This is a genomic window from Coprococcus sp. HCN-4056 (genome assembly GCF_037892645.1).
GTDB classification, from domain to species: domain Bacteria; phylum Bacillota; class Clostridia; order Lachnospirales; family Lachnospiraceae; genus Coprococcus; species Coprococcus ammoniilyticus.
Genome location: NZ_JBBKBL010000004.1, coordinates 349,268 through 366,976, shown reverse-complemented (window position 1 = coordinate 366,976; position 17,709 = coordinate 349,268). Strand labels below are relative to the sequence as shown.

General features: G+C 38.8%; 15 protein-coding genes and 2 pseudogenes. 14 read left to right on the top strand and 3 right to left on the bottom strand.

Annotation, left to right across the window (positions count from 1 at the left end; translation table 11 throughout):
- The 10 genes and pseudogenes from WKT03_RS08420 to WKT03_RS08375 all read left to right on the top strand — a co-directional run.
- Window positions 1-268: pseudogene (locus WKT03_RS08420) on the top strand (ATP-binding protein); the annotation flags it as partial.
- Between the two features lie 201 nt (window positions 269-469).
- Entirely contained in the window at window positions 470-886 is a 417-nt protein-coding gene (locus WKT03_RS08415; RefSeq protein WP_117785878.1) for a YjdF family protein, read from the top strand.
- Between the two features lie 97 nt (window positions 887-983).
- Window positions 984-1,457 (top strand): GNAT family N-acetyltransferase, encoded by a 474-nt coding sequence (locus WKT03_RS08410; RefSeq protein ID WP_004611537.1) that lies wholly within the window; start codon window positions 984-986, stop codon window positions 1,455-1,457.
- Between the two features lie 290 nt (window positions 1,458-1,747).
- On the top strand, window positions 1,748-2,332 hold the full coding sequence (locus WKT03_RS08405; RefSeq protein WP_004851524.1) for a hypothetical protein: 585 nt from the start codon (window positions 1,748-1,750) through the stop codon (window positions 2,330-2,332).
- A 167-nt stretch (window positions 2,333-2,499) separates the two neighbouring features.
- Window positions 2,500-2,832, top strand: coding sequence for a DUF3784 domain-containing protein (locus WKT03_RS08400; protein ID WP_118674313.1), 333 nt, complete (start codon window positions 2,500-2,502; stop codon window positions 2,830-2,832).
- A gap of 72 nt (window positions 2,833-2,904) precedes the next feature.
- Window positions 2,905-3,681, top strand: coding sequence for a hypothetical protein (locus WKT03_RS08395; protein WP_021944053.1), 777 nt, complete (start codon window positions 2,905-2,907; stop codon window positions 3,679-3,681).
- A 66-nt stretch (window positions 3,682-3,747) separates the two neighbouring features.
- Entirely contained in the window at window positions 3,748-4,113 is a 366-nt protein-coding gene (locus tag WKT03_RS08390) for a cupin domain-containing protein (RefSeq protein ID WP_021944054.1), read from the top strand.
- A 27-nt stretch (window positions 4,114-4,140) separates the two neighbouring features.
- Window positions 4,141-4,491 (top strand): GNAT family N-acetyltransferase, encoded by a 351-nt coding sequence (locus WKT03_RS08385; protein WP_118674315.1) that lies wholly within the window; start codon window positions 4,141-4,143, stop codon window positions 4,489-4,491.
- 11 nt (window positions 4,492-4,502) lie between these two features.
- Complete coding sequence (locus WKT03_RS08380) at window positions 4,503-5,096, top strand: DUF3267 domain-containing protein (RefSeq protein ID WP_008401980.1); 594 nt, start codon at window positions 4,503-4,505, stop codon at window positions 5,094-5,096.
- Window positions 5,097-5,188: 92 nt separating this feature from the next.
- Entirely contained in the window at window positions 5,189-5,644 is a 456-nt protein-coding gene (locus tag WKT03_RS08375) for a GNAT family N-acetyltransferase (protein ID WP_021944056.1), read from the top strand.
- Window positions 5,645-5,851: 207 nt separating this feature from the next.
- Here the strand turns inward: WKT03_RS08375 and WKT03_RS08370 are convergent.
- Window positions 5,852-6,169, bottom strand: a pseudogene (locus WKT03_RS08370) (ISNCY family transposase); the annotation flags it as partial.
- 74 nt (window positions 6,170-6,243) lie between these two features.
- Window positions 6,244-7,179, bottom strand: coding sequence for an AEC family transporter (locus tag WKT03_RS08365; RefSeq protein ID WP_118674317.1), 936 nt, complete (start codon window positions 7,177-7,179; stop codon window positions 6,244-6,246).
- Between the two features lie 443 nt (window positions 7,180-7,622).
- Here WKT03_RS08365 and WKT03_RS08360 point away from each other — a divergent pair, with 443 nt between their 5' ends.
- The 4 genes from WKT03_RS08360 to WKT03_RS08345 are packed head-to-tail and all read left to right on the top strand — an operon-like array spanning window position 7,623 to window position 16,901.
- Window positions 7,623-10,403: a glycoside hydrolase family 3 protein gene (locus WKT03_RS08360; protein WP_340391534.1), complete on the top strand. Its 2,781-nt coding sequence runs from the start codon at window positions 7,623-7,625 to the stop codon at window positions 10,401-10,403.
- Window positions 10,394-14,569: a vWA domain-containing protein gene (locus tag WKT03_RS08355; RefSeq protein WP_262529850.1), complete on the top strand. Its 4,176-nt coding sequence runs from the start codon at window positions 10,394-10,396 to the stop codon at window positions 14,567-14,569. The genes WKT03_RS08360 and WKT03_RS08355 overlap by 10 nt, the downstream gene beginning before the upstream one ends.
- A 17-nt stretch (window positions 14,570-14,586) precedes the next feature.
- Window positions 14,587-16,113 (top strand): hypothetical protein, encoded by a 1,527-nt coding sequence (locus WKT03_RS08350; RefSeq protein ID WP_021944063.1) that lies wholly within the window; start codon window positions 14,587-14,589, stop codon window positions 16,111-16,113.
- The gene (locus WKT03_RS08345) at window positions 16,110-16,901 is read left to right on the top strand and encodes a hypothetical protein (RefSeq protein WP_021944064.1); all 792 of its coding nucleotides are present in this window, start codon (window positions 16,110-16,112) and stop codon (window positions 16,899-16,901) included. Before WKT03_RS08350 ends, WKT03_RS08345 begins: the two co-directional genes overlap by 4 nt.
- Before the next feature lie 301 nt (window positions 16,902-17,202).
- Here WKT03_RS08345 and panD read toward each other — a convergent pair whose 3' ends face one another.
- On the bottom strand, window positions 17,203-17,586 hold the full coding sequence (panD, locus tag WKT03_RS08340) for an aspartate 1-decarboxylase (protein WP_117785827.1): 384 nt from the start codon (window positions 17,584-17,586) through the stop codon (window positions 17,203-17,205).
- Window positions 17,587-17,709 lie beyond the last annotated feature (123 nt).

The following is a 17,709-nucleotide window of genomic DNA, read 5'->3' as shown; positions in this document are numbered from 1 at the left end:
AGGGAAGGATGCAAAACCGATAAAAAAGCAACTGGAAGTCGATTTTATCTGTAATAAGGGTTCTAAAAAATATTATATCCAATCAGCGTATATGCTGGAGACGGAAACAAAAATGGCACAAGAAATTCGCCCTTTTTTGAAAATAAATGATTCATTTAAGAAGATTGTAATTACATCTGATATACCAAAACCCTTTTATAACGATCAGGGAATTTTAATCATGAATGTATATGATTTCTTATTGAATGCAGATTCGTTGGAACTATAAGAAGTAACTGGTAAATCGGAATTGACCGAATAAGTTAATCGTGCCATATGGCTTGATTATAAATACAAAGATAAAAACGCAATGTACATTAAAAATGTACTAGAGCTGGTAGGTAGCCCAGCCGTCCTATGCAAATAGGGTAAGTAACCTGCCCCTCCGGGTTGTCCATTCTTTGTTCAATTCATTTTAGGAGGGATTCTTATGGAAAAAGCAAGTGAAAAACTGACGGTATATTTTGAAGAAACATTTTGGGTAGGCGTATTTGAACGTATTGAAGATGGTAAACTATCTGTGGCGAAGGTAACATTTGGTGCAGAACCAAAGGATTACGAAGTGCAGGAATATATTCAAAAATACTATTTTAGTTTGAAATTCAGTCCGGCTGTTGAAACTGTTGTAAAGGATATAAAAAGAAATCCAAAGCGTATGCAACGAGAAGCAAAAAAGCAGACGATGGAAACAGGCATCGGCACAAAATCGCAGCAGGCATTAAAATTACAACAGGAACAGAACAATCAGGAGCGTAAAGAGAGAAACCGCAAGAAAAAAGAGGCGGAAGAACAGCGAATGTTTGAGTTGAAACAGCAAAAGAAAAGAAAAAAGCATAAGGGGCATTAAAGTCCCTTGGGCTTTTGCACAATTCGATATTTAGCGGAGAAATCATTATGTGTGGAATGACAACTGATTTATAAATAAAAATAAATCGGAGGTTTATATGAATTATTCAATAAGAGAATTAAAACGAGATGAAAATAAGATATTAGATACTTTTTTGTACGAGGCGATTTTTATTCCTGAAGGTGTTCCTGTACCGTCCAAAGATATCATTAACAAACCAGATTTGCAGGTATATGTAAAAGACTTTGGTGAGAACAAGGGAGACTTATGTTTGGTTGCTCAAGTTGCGGATGAGATTGTTGGTGCTGTATGGGTTCGGATTATGAATGATTACGGGCATATAGATAATGAAACACCGTCTTTTGCAATTTCACTTCTTAAAGAGTATAGAAACTATGGTATCGGAACAGAATTAATGAAACAGATGCTAATGAAATTAAAACTAGAAGGATATAAACAGGCATCATTAGCTGTTCAGAAGATGAATTATGCTGTCCGTATGTATAGGAAGGTAGGATTTGAAATCGTTGATGAAAATGATGAAGAATATATTATGATTTGTAAATTATAGGAACTTTCAACTTCCAGTTTATCTTTTGTTTGGAGGTGTTTATTTTGAACAATGTAATCAAAAAAATATGCTTGGATATTTTATTATGTTCGCATGGTTAGCCATAATGATAACCGCAATGATTCTGCTTCGAAAAAATAAGGCAAATTTTCTATCTTTTATATTACCTTGGTTCATGGGATTAGTTGCATGTTTGGTAGCAGTGTTTGTAATACTTTGATTTTAACGACTGTGAAATCGGAATTTGTCGACTTGTTAATTTCCAATTTTTAGTGATAGGGAGATACACAATGAATGGTTTGATTATAAAGGTACTCAGCATAAGTATTGCGGTAGTAACCGTAGTATACTTGATTATTTATAAAGGAAATACCATGATTACAAAGATATTTAGCGTGTGTATTATAGCAGCAATGGTAATATACTGGATTGTTTATGAAAGAAATACAAGAAAGCGAAAAAAACAGGAATTACAGCGTGATGACTATTTATTTGCGAAAGAAAACGATTTGCCGTTACAGATAAATTGGAATGAGATAAATGACTTTTTGTCAGATTCCGGATATGGTGTAAATATGCCAATGGAGAATTGGTTTATGATGGATTGGGCGAGACAGCCCTGTGTGGAGAATGGTATAAAAGAAGGAAAGTTTTCTATGAAAGGGTTTCGAGTGTTACAAGCTTTAAGTAACGATATGAAACACATTTTTTATGATGTGAGGTTTAATTATGACCGTGGACCGGATATAGAAGATAAAAATAGGAAGTACGAAGCCGTAAAAAAGGTGTTGGATACAAAATACGCCGGTTTGTCAGAAGAAGTACGGAAGAATATATATGACCAATTTGTTAAGATATATGAAAGAAAAATCTAATTACAATACAAAGGAGGAAGCCGTTAAGTTTTTAATGAATGAAACTAATCTTACATATGAAGAATGTTCTAAAGCCAACGATTTCCATATTAGACTAAATAAGAAAAATTAATATATAATTCAAGTTTATAAAATTAAAAAAATGGAATTTAAGGAGGAGTATGTAAATGAAATTAGCAGATTTAGCAACAGGCTCTGATTGGATAGTGTGGATTGTCTTTGCGATATTTGCTGTACTTTCTATTATTTTACTTTCTGGACATGGAAGCTGGTTCATTTCTGGATATAATACAGCTTCAAATGAAGAAAAGAAAAAATATGATGAAAAGAAGTTATGCAGAACAATGGGAATTGGAATGTCTATTATAGCAATTCTTGCATTAACTATGGGCTTGTTTGAAAATATTTTGCCTGCATTTTTTGTATATATTGCATTGGGGATTATTTTGGTTGATGCCGTGGTAATTATCATTTTAGGAAACACACTATGCAGAAAGTAATAACTTCAAGTTTGGAGAATTGAGAAAATCGGAATTTTCGCGAGAGATGATTTGCTATAACGGAGGTTACTTATGAGTCTATTTGATGTATTGAGTAAGGGTTTTTGTTCAAAAAAAAGGCAATCAAATGAAATATTATCACAAGAAGAGTATAAAGATAAGTTTTTACATGGTGAGGACTATATCAAAAGAGAACTTTATGACGAATACATATCTCGAAGGTTGTCAGAAGAATTCGGGTTGAAATATAATGAAAAGATAAAAAAATGGCACTCTGAATGGAGTGATAATCGGCGTTTGGTGGTTGAATTATGTTATCCAAGAGGAAATCACATATACTTACGCTGGGGATATAATTATGATTTTATCCCTGATATCAATAGTAAAAATAAGTTGACATGGCATCGGACAGAAAGTTCTGTAAAAATACACATTGCTGATGCTTGGTATAATCACATAGAGGATGAAAGAGAACAAGACTGTGGATATACAAAGGAAGAATTTTATAATCCAAGGAAATGCACAAGTTTTCAATATCAAATACCTACCTACACGTCCGATATGGAATTTGCATTGGAATATATAAAAAGTGTGATAGATAAAAATATCCCACTGATAAGAGAGTGGGTAAATAATGTACAAACGGTTGATGATGCCATTGGTGTTCTTAATCAGAGAATAGTAACTTTACACCATATATATGTTCCGTATATGTGTCATATCAGAGCGTTTTTGTATGCAAAAAATAGAGATATAGAAAAAGCAATTTATTCTATTGAGCAAGGTTACGCAGAAGATGATAGACAACAAGTTTTAAAAGATAAATTAAATCAGTTGTCTAACGAGTAAGAGATTAATTTTAGTCTACTGAAAATGTTGAAAGCACCTGTTTATTTGAAGTTGTGGAGGTATAGTATGGAATTCATAAGTAAAGAGAAGATAGTTGAATTATCAAATCCAGGAGTTGTTTCAAGACAACTATTAAATCCTGAAAATTCATCAAGTGAAAGAGTGACAATTACAGAGGTTCATCTTGAAATAGGTGCTTGCCAACCAAGACATACACATGATGTGTCAGAACAAATTTGGTATGCAACAAAAGGAACGGGTAAACTATTACTTGCAGATGAACAAGAAAAAGTGTTTACTGCTGGGGATGTTGTAAGATTTGCAGATAAAGATGTTCATGGTTTATTGAATGATGGTAATGAAGAATTTGTGTATGTATCAGTGACTGCACCACCAATAAACTTTGGATATGCATATAAGGATGAAAAATAGACAAATTCCAGTTTATGAGGATAAAAGATGGAACTTAGAGAATACAAGTCAACTGACTGTGAGCAGATAGCGCAATTGTTCTACAATACGGTATATAGCGTAAATGTAAAGAATTATACAGAAGAACAGTTAAATGCATGGGCAACCGGTAGCGTAGATTTACAAGAATGGAACCACTCTTTTTTAAATCATAAAACAGTGGTTGCAGTGGAGGATGATGAGGTTGTTGGATTTGGAGATATTGATCAATCTGGCTATCTGGCTAGGCTGTATGTCCATATAAATTATCAGGGGATGGGAATTACACTTAAAAACTATGTGATGGAGAAGAAAACTTCTAGCGGCTTTTCTGATAAAAGTTCAGGAGGTAATGAATAAAGGGATTTAATATGATAAAAATTGTGTGGTCAATAAACGATATAAATAAATATCAAACAGGAAATTTGCTGGATGGTGCAGTAAAGATAGAAACACCGCAGAGTGTTGGTGAACTGATGAAAAAAGCAGTGCCAATTGCTGTAATTTTATGTGTTATCCTTTTTATTGCTATGCTTTGTAAAACGATAATATGCAAGACCGTTGTAATCTCGCCAATATTTATTCTGGTCGGATTTGCTTTCGGTTTTTTACTGTTGATAATTCATGAGTGGTTACATGGAATTGTTTATCCTAAGGAAGCAGATGTAACAATAGGCAGAATAAAAGGAAAGGCAACATTTGTTGCATTAGCATCATATCCATTGAGGCGAGATCGGTTTATATTGATGTGCCTGTTGCCATTTGTTCTTGGGTTAGTTCCATTTATATTATTTGTAATTAGTCCTGCTGAATTTAGAGTATTAAATGGATTGAATTTTGGCATGGCATGTATGGGGATGATTTCGCCATTCCCAGATGTGTTTAATGTCCTTGTCGTTCTAAGAAATTCTGAAAAAAGCGATTTAATAATGTTCTACAAGAATGATATGTATAAGATTTCTTAAATTTTTGTTTGGAAAAATGCTTAATTATTCAAGTGAAAACATATAGCAATTAATACGGGAAAGAAAAATCGAAATTTGGAGAGGTATTGTTTATGAAGATTGAATATAGAAAAGCAGATATTACGGATTCAGAATTGCTAATAGATATTTATAATTTTGCATTTTATAGTGATTATATTAAATATGGTGAATGTCCGGCGTATGGAAAGACTAAAGAGATGATGGAAAAATCTATAATAGAATATCCAAAATTTATAATTTTATATAATGGTGAACCGGTCGGTTGTGTTTCTTGTAAAAAAGTGGAAATGGGAATATATGAAGTTGGGTGTTTGTGTGTTGTCCCAGAGTTTCAAGGAAAAGGAATTGGAACGCAGGCAATTAGATTTGTAACATCACACTATAGGGATTGGGATAAAATTACCTTAGTTACACCCATAGATAAAAAGGAAAATGTAAAGTTTTATACAGAAAAATGTGGATTTAATATAGTGTCTATGGAAATGGATGGAAATGTTAAAGTAGCACGATTTGTTTTAGAAAAATGAATATGACAGCTATATATTGATTGATGTTTCAAGAGCATCAAAAGAAACCAAAGAACTTATTGCAGAACTAAAAGATTCAAACTATTTTTAAATGATACAGGTCTGTTTGTAACTTTGATGTTTAAGGATAAGGATTTTATTTATGGAAATTTAAGGCTGATAATGAATATAAGGAGTGGATTGCCGGAATATCCACTGATTTTAAACAGCCTTGTAAGGGGCGTAAGAATCATCAAAGTTATTCGCTTTTGCATAGGATTTAAGCTGCTTAATGATGCGGTTGGCATATTGGAGAAAGATCAGCAAAAGAGAATCTGTTGGAATCGAAAAGAGGCGTTGAATAATCAAAGACCAAAGCATGGCATTCAAAGGATATTTATGATTTCTGCCCGTGGATGCATAGTAGTGACGGCGAAAAGAAATCGGAACAATTTCATCAAGTTCAATGTGATTTTCGAGCAGAGTAAGGAATTGAGGTTTGTCAGATTCATAAATATTTTGACAATCTTCAAAAATATCGTCCAAAGTGAGTTGCTTTCTGTGGGATCATAAATATGTATCCTTTCGGGGCGTGGTTAATTGTTTTTTGAGCAACTCCATTATATCACAAGCCGTGAAAACAATATGACAGCCAAAGGCATGGTTATGATACAGAACAAGGTAGTAAATACATTTAAAAGACCGGAGTATGCAGCATCTTTGTTATATACCTGAGCCATCTGGGTGATTGTTGAAGCGGATGGTGTGATGGAGGCAAGGAATACTATGAGGAGTAAAGTTCTTCCTTCTGGAATAAGGGCATATACATGACTTACATACATTATAAGCAGTAAAACAGCAGGCCAGATGGCGAGCCTGATGGCAGAGAAAATGTATAGTTTTGCGTTTTTCAGGCTGTCGCGGATCGGCGAATCAGCCATCAGCATGCCAGTTACTATCATGCTGAGAGGTGCAAGCATATTTCCTATGTCTTTTACCGGTGTGAGTATGACAGATGGCAGTTTTATCTGGCAGAAAAAGAGCAGGAGTCCGGCTATTATGGCTATTACATTTATATTGGTTATTATCTTTTTCCATTCCATATGTGGCTTTTCGGCGAGCATGGTGCTGCAGTGTGTCCAGAGAAATATCAGCTGTACAGACATAAATGCACATGAATACAGTACATAGTCGGTACCCAGCATAGCATTTACAAGTGGGATTATCATATTTCCCGAGTTGGAATACATGACAGTGGCACATTCAACTGTATTCCAGTGCCAGAGTTTCCTTCCGATATTTATAAAAATCAATAGAAGAATATGTATAATGGTTGCAAGAACAGCGGAAAATAATAGTCCCTGCAGTTTTTCTTTTGTAAAGCCAATTTCAAATGAATTTATTATGGCGCAGGGCATCACCAGATATACTACAATGATAGACAGGATCCTGCTGTCAGAAGCATTTAATATATGTTTGTTGACAAGAATAAAACCAAGTAGGATCATAATAAAAAAGTTAACAAGTTTTCCGAGCAAAATTATACTTATCTGCATATTGATTACCTCTTTTCGATCCTGTATTATAATCCCATTTTACAAAAAAAGGAATATCCAACAATGGGTGGCTTGTCAAAAATAAAAGAATGCGATAGAAAGTGTCAGTTATACAGAAAAATATAAGAATCCCATTTGGTGTATGCCGGGCGGGATTCTTGTGGTATAATAAGCATAAGATTTGGAAAAAGACTGTTGTTTGAATAATTCAAACAGCAGTTTTTTCGATTTTAAAATAGTCGAAAAAACGATATAAATATCGTTTTTATTATATTATAAAAATCGTATTCATACTATCATACATTTAGAGTAAAAGAACGAGAATAGAATTTGCTGAAAGGCAGAAAAGAAGAATATTCATATGCAGAGAGACGGAAAAAGCAACTGCATAAATGAGATAAAACAAACGAACGAATAAAATCAGGAAAAGGAGTATGATGGATATGAAGAATCAGGTAGTATTGGATTGGAATCAGTATGTAGCACTTGCAAGACAGACGGTAGCAGAAGGCTGTGTTCTGCTTGAGAATAAAGATCAGGCACTTCCACTTGTAAAAGATGAGAAGGTGGCAGTATTTGGAAGAATCCAGAATCACTATTATAAGAGCGGAACCGGTTCAGGAGGAATGGTAAATGTATCAAAGGTCTATGGAATCGTAGATGGTCTGCGTGAGAGTGGTCAGGTCATCCTGGATGAGGAGCTGATCAGGATCTATCAGGACTGGGAAAAGACACATCCATTTAATGAAGGCGAAGGCTGGGGAAATGAACCGTGGTGTCAGGAAGAAATGGAGCTGACCGATGAGGTTGTGGAAGCAGCCGGCAAGCGATCAGAGACAGCTATCGTGATCATCGGACGTACAGCAGGCGAGGATAAGGATGCAAGTGATACCAAGGGCTCTTATCAGCTTACAGATGTGGAAGAAGATCTGCTCACAAAAGTAAGAAAGAACTTTGATAAGATGATAGTTTTATTAAATGTCGGCGGCCTGCTCGATATGAGTTTTACAGACCGTTACCAGCCGGAAGCCGTTATGTATGTATGGCAGGGCGGCATGGTCGGCGGACTTGGAACGGCAGATGTATTAACAGGAGCTGTTTCACCATCCGGTCATCTGACAGACACGATCGCATATAAAGTTGCTGATTATCCTTCTACACCATATTTTGGTGATCCGGATAAGAATTATTACAGTGAAGATATCTATGTCGGATATCGTTATTTTGAGACTTTCGCAAAGGACAGCGTCAGATATCCGTTTGGATATGGTCTGTCCTACACAACATTTGAAAAGGCAGTCGTTGTATTTGCAAATGAGCCGGAGAAACAGCAGTTTACACTTCATGTAACTGTTTCAAATGTCGGTTTAAAGAAAGGAAAAGATGTTGTTCAGGTCTATGTGGAAGCTCCGCAGGGTAAGCTTGGAAAAGCAGATAAGGTTCTTGTCGGATTTGCAAAGACGAAGGAGCTTGCACCGGGTGAATCAGAAGAACTGGATATTACCGTTCCATACAGCCGCTTTGCTTCCTATGACGACTCCGGTATTACAGGACATGCTTATGCATTTGTATTAGAAGCAGGCACATATCATGTATTTGCCGGCGAAAATGTCAGAAGTGCAGAATGTGCAGGCGCGTTTGAGCTTGCAGATGATCTTGTGATCGAACAGCTTTGCTCTGCACTTGCTCCGGTAGAAGCATTTGACAGAATGAAGGCAGCAGAGACAGAGAACGGATATCAGGTCATGATGGAAGCAGCACCACAGCATGCATCAAACGAGAAGCAGAGAAGACAGGATCATCTTCCACAGGAGATCCGTCAGACGATGGGTACTCATACATTATCCGATGTGGCAGATGGTTCGATCGGAATGGATAAATTTATTTCAGAATTGACAGACGATGACCTTACTTGTATCATTCGAGGAGAAGGCATGGGAAGTTCACTTGTAACACCGGGAACGGCAGCAGCATTTGGCGGTGTATCCAAGTCACTGATCAACCGTCATGGAATCCCTTCGGTATGTTGCAGTGATGGACCGTCCGGTATGCGGTTAGACTGTGGCGTGAAAGCATTCAGTCTGCCAAACGGAACGATCATCGGATGTACATTTAATACAGAGCTTGTAAAAGAGCTTTACACCTGTACCGGTTATGAGATGATCTCACAGAGGGTTGACTGTTTACTGGGACCCGGTATGAATATTCACCGTCATCCGTTAAATGGAAGAAACTTTGAATATTTCTCGGAAGACCCATATGTGACAGGATGCTTTGCCGGTGCGGTGTTAGAAGGTCTGCATGCAGCAGGTGTAACAGGGGCAGCGAAGCATTTCTGTGCAAATAATCAGGAGATGAGACGACATTTTGCAGATCCTGTTGTATCAGAACGTGCACTTCGGGAGATCTATCTGAAAGGCTTTGAGATGATCGTAAAAAGTGGTGTCTGCGATGCGATCATGACGACATACGGACCGGTAAACGGAGTATGGACAGCCGGAAATTATGATCTCTGTACGACAATCCTCAGAGAAGAATGGGGATTTAAAGGTATCGTCATGACTGACTGGTGGGCATCCATCAATGAGCGTGGACAGGAGCCGGATAAGATTAATTTTGCGGCAATGGCACGTGCGCAGAATGATATCTATATGGTATGTCCGGATGGATCAACAAATGCCAGCGGAGACAATACAGTCGCAGCACTCGTAGATGGACGGCTGAAGCGCGCGGAGCTTCAGAGAAATGCAGCGAACATCTGTGGCTTTGTACTTGATACAGAAGCAATGCGCAGAGCAATGGGCTGCCCGACAGAGGTATCGATCATCAATCGTCCGGCGGAACCAGATGATGTTGATCTGTCAGAGGTTGAATTCGTCAGATTAGATGGCGACTATGAATTACGACTTGATACCAAGGAGTCGAAAGCCGGTGTAAATTATGTACTTCCGTTTGATGTACAAAAAAAAGGAATTTATGAGATCGAACTGATCGGAAGTTCCGATCTCTCAGAACTTGCCCAAATGCCATGTACGTTGTATTATACCAATATACCGAGCCTCAGTTTCACATTCCATGGAACAAATGGGGAAGACATGGTTATCAAAAAAGAATTTGATCTGCATACCAGATTTTCAGTTATGCGTCTGAATGTCGGTAAAAATGGTCTTCATTTAAAACAGATCAGATTCAGATATTTAAGGGAGGGCAAAATTTGGAATTAAATATTTTACTGAAGATAGCAATTATCTTTCTGTTTTTTACAGTCGTTGATATATGCGGACATTTCATCTTTAAGACAAAGAGAAATGTCCCGGAATGGCTGCTCACGATAGGGGTAGTTCTGGCTTTTGCCGGGACTACCTTTCTTGGCGTCCGGGCATATTTTACGGACGCAGATACAAATGATCAGAATATCTATATGGCGTATTGTTATATGAAAGAGGGCAATATCGATCAGGCGGCAATCCTTCTTGACGACATTGCAGGTTCTTTTGAAGAAAAAGAACTGCTCAGTGTGGCATGTGATGTCATGAACGGAGATTATATTAACGGCCATTTTAAACTTCAGGAGTTATCAGAACAAAACGGGCTCAGTAAGGCAGGAAAGGCATATCTGACGGCTCTTGATGACTATTGCTCCGGGAAACTAGGAATGATCTCCGGAGGAGAAAAGGCATATACAGATTATGAATCTTATCTGTCTGATCTGGAAAAAGAAGATGGAGTTCAGGAGACTGCATGGAGTGGGGAGTCAGATGACACGGGGAATGCATCAAATGGAACACTGACGGATTCACTGACTGCTTATATCGAAGATCTAGATTTTACCAGAAAAGAACAGCGGGAGTTTGAAGAAGCGTATGAGCTTGACAATAAGATTCATGGCGTGGCAGTTGCTGATCTTACAGAGGATGATATCAGGGATCTGAAGCATACATACGGTGAGACAGAAGAAGTACTCCGGCGGGAGATCAGTTATTATGTATATCAGAATGATTTTGATAAGGCAAAGGATATAGCTTCTGAACTGAACAAGAATTTTAAAAGTCCGGAGAATACGGTTATATATACGGATGTAATAGTCGAAGAAGTATATCGAAATACCAGAGATCAGAACTATACGGAAGACTCATTTGATATGAAGGATGATGAGATCAAGAGTCTGGTGAAGAAGGCGGAGCGCGCGAAAGAGAAGGCACAGAAGCTGATTGATGATGAAGGTTATGATGGAGCACATGCAGATGAGATAAATGAATTGCTGGAGGAAGCGGATTCCTATTATAAGGATGCAAGTTATGTACCGGTCAAGCGTGCAGTTAATTATGTTCTTGTACAGGAACCGTATCGTGGAGACGATACGGGATTTTATGAACTGCAGTTGTCCAAATTGTATCTGGCAATGGATGACAGAGATACAGCAAACGAGCATCTGCATAATGTCATTGATAACAGTGCCAAGATCAGTGATTCATCATTATTAAAAGATGCAATTGATGAAGTTGTGACACAGTACAATCAGATCTCCGATGACAGTTATAATGCAGAACTGAATGCTGCCGTTAACGATATGGTAGATAAACAGAGCAGTCAGGTTGTTCCTGTATCGGAAGAAACCATAAATGGTTCATTTAATTCGTACGTTGCAACCACATTAAAATACGACAGGATCAACATTCATATCAGCCGTATCGATACTTCGGCATATCCATCCATTCAGGCATACATTAATATCAATGGAACAAAGGACTCCAAAGAAGAACTGGCAGATCAGTTTACAAAGGAAGATTTTACGGTGATCGATACGCAGTATGAGATCACGGATTTTACACTGAACAGCGGGGCAGAGAGTGAAGCTGTCAGTATCGGTATCGTAATGGATAAGAGCGGCAGTATGGAAGGTGCGGCGATTGCAAACGCAAAGCAGGCCGCAACAGAAGCGGTAGAGCATATAACCTCAGAGAAAATGATGATTGTTTCATATGATAATGAGGCATATCTGGAGCAATCGTTGACATCCAGAAGCGGAACGCTGAAGAACTCTATAGCAGCTATTTCAGATGGTGGTGGAACCAACATATCTGCGGGTCTAAATCTTGCACTTGATAATCTGGAAGCGGAAAAAGGCAGCAGAGCAGTTATCCTGATGTCTGACGGACAGGACGGAGGTTCGGAAGAAGATATGCAGGCTGCAACTGACCGGGCAGCAAGACTTGGAATCAGTGTATATACGGTTGGATTTGGCGAATGTGATGACGCATATATGCAGGCAATCGCAGAAGCAACCGGTGGTAAATTCGTAAAGGCATCTGCATCAACGGAGCTGTCGGATATCTATTTGTATCTTCAGAAATATATCGTAAATAATTACAGCATATCATATACGGTAACAAAGAATCCGGATGTAGATCCTAGATTTCTTACTGTTGATATCGCAGAATATAATGCAACAGCGACAAAGAATTACTATTTAAAAGAAGAGAATAAACCGGAGGATTCAGATGATGCAGGATTTATCCGGAAGGTAGATGAGAATACACTCGGAGTATCTTCGGTAACGCCGGGAAATGTATCTGTAAAGGATGTACAGAATGGTATCACCTTGACTGTAAATGGCGGGGGATTTTCTGATATTGCGAGTGTGACGGTTGGCAATCTGGCATTAACAGATATACAGGTAGCAGATAAAACAAGTCTTACAGGCAAATTAAATGGCGAACTGACTGCCGGTATCTATGATGTCAAAGTAAAGACAACAGATGGTCGTCTGGTTGTAGGAAAATCTCTGTTTAAGGTATTCAAAGCAGGAACAACAACCTCAATCCGACTTGGTGATATGACGATCACGGCGGATGCCATTGGTCAGACAGCAGATGATCGCCTGGCGGCCAGTGGAAATGTCATGATCAACGGATTTGTTCACAGCTCAGGTGATATGGAGATCATTGTGGACGACATGGATCCGGATCTTTCCCTTGTGGCAAATAAGACGATCAAGGTCGGTGATTCCGGTAAGGTTCAGGGAGATGGAAAACTCTATGTCAGTTACGCAGAGATGGAACAGGCCAATGGCAGCTTCGCCGGTCTGGTCATGGGAAATAAAGATTATGTAATTGGTAAAAATGGATATTATGTAACGGTCAGCGGATCTGATATATCATTTGATCAGACGATTGCCAGTCTGAATCTTTCCGTGCCGTTTATCATGGATATCGATGTTGCAGAGGTAAATCTGCACAGTAACCGGTTACAGGTAGATATTTCATCATTCCGGCTGGATGAAATTATTGATTCAACAAAGAAATCACTTCAACATAAAACCGGAGCGAATAAGGAGTCGGAGCCTGTCACGAAACGGAGCAGCTTAAAGCAGTTTGGAGCAAAAGAATTCTTTGGAGGCTTAGATGGATCCTTATCAATGGCGATCACACCGGATGGCATTCAGTTTGGTGGAGAAGTAACATTATCTGTAGATGATAAGATTAATTTTGGAACCTTTGGGATCAATGAATTGTCACTAAAATTAAATTCCCTGGATCCTGATTACGAGTATTGGAAGATCGGTGGAAAGATCGATCTGGCAACATCCATACCGGGATTCTTTGACAGTCGGATCGCCGGATTTGATGGCTCGTTTTCTTCCTATTACTGGCTGCCGGATAAAGTAACGATCGGAGCAGCATTAGATCCGGGAATAACGGTTTATAAAGTCATTGACATCAATCAGGTTGGCGGAGAATTGCAGGGTATGAGTACGATCGCCTTAAATCTGTACGAATCAGTGATCCCGGAGAAAACATATAATATTATCGGTACCGGTCTTGATAATACTTTATATGATAAGCAGGATATTATACTTGCAGGAACTGCGGGTGCAGATATCAACCTGTTTGCTTCGTTTAACGGTAATAATGCCCTGATGAAGAAGTTCAAGTCATGGGGTGAGATCGGTGAAGCAAATGGTAAGGTAGAGATTAATTTCAGTGATCCAGAATTTGCAATCTCGGCTGATCTGTCACTGCTTGGATCAGAAAAGGCGAAGGCAGCAGCAAAGATAAATAAAGATGGTCTGGATGTATCTGCTTCTGTAGAACTTGGAATCTCAGGCTTTGGCTGTGAGGTAAACGGAAGTGCTGATGCAAATCTTGGTGGCAATCTGACCGGTGGATATATCAAGCTTGGTGTAAATGGTAACGTGGATATGGCACCTGCTAATGTTCATGCAAAGGGAGCTTCGAAGCTTGCCGTTGACTGGGATTGGGACTTTAATAAAGCCAAGGTAACATTGAATTATAGTGGGAATAACGGCAAAGAGAAAGAAGCATCTATCTGGTATGAAGATAATGGAGAACTCTTCCTGTGGGATAAAGTTCATGCATCATCCAACTAAGGGGGTAACAGAAGCATATGAAAAGAGAGACAAGAATAGTAAGTAGAATATGTATATGGCTGTTAATGGTGGCTATTGTGGCAGGATGGCTGGTACTTCCGGTTCATGCAGCAGAGACAGAGGTAACGATTGATCTGGGTCGTGAATATACAGAAGCGGTCTTCTATGTGACATGGGAAAACTATGAACAGGCAGGAACCGTAAAGCTGACATCACCATCCGGTAAAGTCTACAGTAAGGATAAGACACCGGATCAGGTATATGAGGCAAATGGAGAAGCAATCGTCAATGTAGGAAAAGGAGAAGAAGGAACCTGGACGGTTGTGGTGAGCGGCGACAATATAGGAACTGTAGATGTAACAGTCGGTGAACTTCCGAATTCTTTAGTGATCAGCAAATTTGCGGTAACACAGAATACAGATGGAAGCGTTACCGCAGACTATAAGATCACGGACAGTCCGGATGAGATCTATGTAGAAATATTTGCAGATACAGATTCTGAGGGATTTGACGGAACCTGTGTTTATAGTGAATATATGGATAAGAAGGGGACTGCTTCTTTTGATCTGAACAGCCTTTCCAGTGGTGAATATCATTTTTATATCCGTGTATCTGTGGATGGAATCTATCAGCGGGCTTACGGTGATGGATTTGTCAGCTATCAGAATCCAAATGATTCACAGAAGGTAAATGGCGTAAAAGGCGGAACCTATAACGATGGTTATTATATTTCATGGACGGCAGCAGAGAATGAAGCTTATACAGTCCTTGTCTGGGATGAGAACCATAACCTGATAAAGGAAGAAGATGTTGGAACAGCAGAAACGTTTTATGGAGATTTTTCAGAAGATGCTTCCAAAGTATATCTGGCAGTTGTGAGAACAAATGAGAGCTGTATGTATGATCTGATCACTGCAGATTCTGCAGTAAAAGTATCGGCAGATGTAGCCTTTGATACGGATTCGGATACGACAAAAAACAGTTTCATAAATGCAACGATGACATTAGATACTAACAGCACATTTGATGTATATCTGGGAGAACGGAAAATTCTGGAGGGAGAAAAAGAATCCGGCATGTATCGTGTGAATCTGGAAGATGGTGATAACACGGTCTCATTTGTAGTGACAGATGAAACAGGAAATGCAGCCGAATTTTCAAAAGATATTTATGTAGATACGGTTCCTCCGCAATTATCTGTATCCGAAGATATAAATGGAAAAGTAGTAACAGAAGGAAGTATCTATTTGAACGGATATACAGAGGCCGGTGCTGTTCTTACATTAAACGGAGAACCGGTTGAATTGACACAGAATTATTTTAATAAGAAGATAACACTGGCAGGTGGTGAGAATACGATAACTTTAATTGCTGAAGATGCTGTTGGAAATCAGTCGGTATATTCAGCGACAATCACCTATGAATCGGCAAAAACAGTAAAGCGGATATTTGAATATATCGCACTTGGCGGATTAGTTCTTGTACTGTTGATCCTTTATATCATTGTATTCGCAAAGGGCAGGAAAAGGAGGAAGCAGTCATGATCGTATATACTATTATTCAGATCCTTCTTACACTTGCAGGTGCGGGTGTGATCGGTTACAGCATCTATCTGACAATACAGGTATCGGGAGATAAGCTGCTGACGCTTGACAGTGAGCTTGGTTATCGTTATGCGACGTCTTATCATCGGTGGCAGTTATATGCCGGGATCGCGATCGTTTCCCTGCTTATCTTATGGATCGTATATATTCTGATCGTTCGGGCATACAGGGTAAAACACAGAGAAGAACGTCTGGCGAAGAAAGCCGAGAAGAAAAATGAGAAGAAGATTGCCAGAGAACAGAAGAAGCAGAAAAAAACTACATCAGAATATATACAGCCTGTAAATGCTCAGAATATGCAGCAACCATATGCACAAGGCTATTATCCGGATGGCTATGCGGCAAATGTGCAGGGCTATGCTCAAAACGGCTACGAAGCAAGTGGGCAGGGCTATGTTCCGAACGGCTACGAAGCAAGTGCGCAGGGCTATGCTTTGAACGATTATGAAGCAAGTGCACAAGGCTGTTATCCGAGCGGTTACGAAGCAAATACGCAAGGTTATTATCCAAATAGCTATAATGCGGATGCGGGCTATTATCCGAATGGATATGAGGCAAATGCACAGGGCTATTATCCGAATGGCTATAATGCGGATGAACAGGGCTATGCTTCAAATGCCTATGATGTAAATACACAGATATATGATCAGATGGCTAATAGTCAAGATATATCAACAGACAAAGCAGATTCTCAAGAGATGAAACAGGAATGGAATGGGAAAGAATAGATTTAAGAGTTGCAACCAAGGATATACCCCAAAAATGCAGTCGTAGTCAGCAACCCTGCCCGAATTCTCAGGATAGTAAATAAAGAAGAAAGATAGAAAAGCGATTGTTCGATAATTAGTGGTGTTATTTTTAAGACAAAAAGGAAGATAGCATGTCTGTTATGAAGTAAACCTTATCCGAGGCCGGTACTTTGGCTGCGCCCTTTGCAGCCTTATGTACCGCTGCACGAGGATTAGAGCGAAAGCGTCTTACGGAATAACAGAGCATGCTATCTTCCTTTTTGTCCTAACAATATATTGTCTAGCCGATCTCGCCATGCTTTTCATAGCTGGTGATACGGGAGATGGAATTGTCTTCGTTTACAAAGACTACCGTTGGTCGGTATTCTTTGGCTTCTTCAGGTGTCATAGAAGCATAACACATCAGAATGATATGGTCGCCTACCTGAACCTGTCTGGCAGCGGCACCATTTAAACACATAACACCGGATCCCGGTTCTCCGGCAATCGTGTATGTCTCAAAACGATTTCCATTTTCAATATCAACAATTTGCACCATTTCATATTCAAGAATTCCTGCTTCCTTCAAAAGCTCAGAGTCTACGGTGATACTGCCGACATAATTCAGTTCAGCCTGTGTAACAACGGCTCTGTGGATCTTACTTTTTAACATGGTAATATTCATTAGAATGACACCTCTTTATTCTTTCTCACCGCACATACTATAACATAAAAAGAAAAAATGCAATATAGAAATACAAGAAAATGTAGAAAAAGGATGCAAAAAGGATGCAACTATATTGCATAA

Coding starts and splice junctions, on each gene's coding strand:
- WKT03_RS08415 (WP_117785878.1), top strand. CDS start 470: ATGGAAAAAGCAAGTGAAAAACTGACGGTATATTTTGAAGAAACATTT.
- WKT03_RS08410 (WP_004611537.1), top strand. CDS start 984: ATGAATTATTCAATAAGAGAATTAAAACGAGATGAAAATAAGATATTA.
- WKT03_RS08405 (WP_004851524.1), top strand. CDS start 1,748: ATGAATGGTTTGATTATAAAGGTACTCAGCATAAGTATTGCGGTAGTA.
- WKT03_RS08380 (WP_008401980.1), top strand. CDS start 4,503: ATGATAAAAATTGTGTGGTCAATAAACGATATAAATAAATATCAAACA.
- WKT03_RS08395 (WP_021944053.1), top strand. CDS start 2,905: ATGAGTCTATTTGATGTATTGAGTAAGGGTTTTTGTTCAAAAAAAAGG.
- WKT03_RS08385 (WP_118674315.1), top strand. CDS start 4,141: ATGGAACTTAGAGAATACAAGTCAACTGACTGTGAGCAGATAGCGCAA.
- WKT03_RS08350 (WP_021944063.1), top strand. CDS start 14,587: ATGAAAAGAGAGACAAGAATAGTAAGTAGAATATGTATATGGCTGTTA.
- WKT03_RS08390 (WP_021944054.1), top strand. CDS start 3,748: ATGGAATTCATAAGTAAAGAGAAGATAGTTGAATTATCAAATCCAGGA.
- WKT03_RS08375 (WP_021944056.1), top strand. CDS start 5,189: ATGAAGATTGAATATAGAAAAGCAGATATTACGGATTCAGAATTGCTA.
- WKT03_RS08400 (WP_118674313.1), top strand. CDS start 2,500: ATGAAATTAGCAGATTTAGCAACAGGCTCTGATTGGATAGTGTGGATT.
- WKT03_RS08360 (WP_340391534.1), top strand. CDS start 7,623: ATGAAGAATCAGGTAGTATTGGATTGGAATCAGTATGTAGCACTTGCA.
- WKT03_RS08345 (WP_021944064.1), top strand. CDS start 16,110: ATGATCGTATATACTATTATTCAGATCCTTCTTACACTTGCAGGTGCG.
- panD (WP_117785827.1), bottom strand. CDS start 17,586: ATGAATATTACCATGTTAAAAAGTAAGATCCACAGAGCCGTTGTTACA.
- WKT03_RS08365 (WP_118674317.1), bottom strand. CDS start 7,179: ATGCAGATAAGTATAATTTTGCTCGGAAAACTTGTTAACTTTTTTATT.